The 676-nt window shown below is 70.4% G+C and carries 1 protein-coding gene; it reads right to left on the bottom strand.

Annotation, left to right across the window (positions count from 1 at the left end; translation table 11 throughout):
• The coding region (locus tag ACFPZL_RS14025) for a cell division protein FtsZ (RefSeq protein ID WP_382336023.1) at positions 1-676 on the bottom strand (676 nt) is incomplete at both ends.

Here is a 676-nt window from a genome sequence, read left to right as displayed (position 1 = left end):
AGCGCTACCTCGAACAGCCCGCGGACGACACGACGCTCGTCCTTCGCCACGCCGGAGGGCAGCGCGGCGATCTGCTCGGGGTCGAAGCCCGCGGCGATGACCGTCACGCGCACTTCGTCGCCGAGGGTGTCGTCGATCACGGTGCCGAAGATGATGTTCGCCTCCTGGTGCACCACGTCCTGCACCAGCTCGGAGGCCTCGGTGATCTCGCTCAGCGCCAGGTTGGAGGAGCCCTGGATCGAGAGGAGCACCCCGTGCGCGCCTTCGATGCTGGTCTCGAGGAGCGGCGAGGCGACCGCGAGCTCGGCGGCCTTGATGGCGCGGTCCGCGCCGCGCGCCGAGCCGATGCCCATGAGCGCGCTGCCGGCGCCCTGCATGACCGACTTCACGTCGGCGAAGTCGACGTTGATGAGACCCGGGGTCGTGATCAGATCGGTGATGCCCTGCACGCCGGCGAGCAGCACCTGGTCGGCGGCCGCGAACGCCTCGATCATGCTGATCCCGGGTTCGCTGATCTCGAGGAGTCGGTCGTTCGGCACCACGATGAGCGTGTCCACGGCCTCGCGCAGCGTATGGATCCCGCCGTCGGCCTGCGCCGCACGGCGCTTGCCCTCGAAGCTGAACGGGCGCGTGACCACGCCGATCGTGAGGGCGCCGACGGCGCGGGCGATGCGGG

This window comes from Leucobacter soli (assembly GCF_042659205.1).
Taxonomy (GTDB): Bacteria; Actinomycetota; Actinomycetes; order Actinomycetales; family Microbacteriaceae; genus Leucobacter; species Leucobacter soli.
Note: the sequence above shows the minus strand (reverse complement) of the source record. Positions and strands in the feature narration are given on the sequence as shown.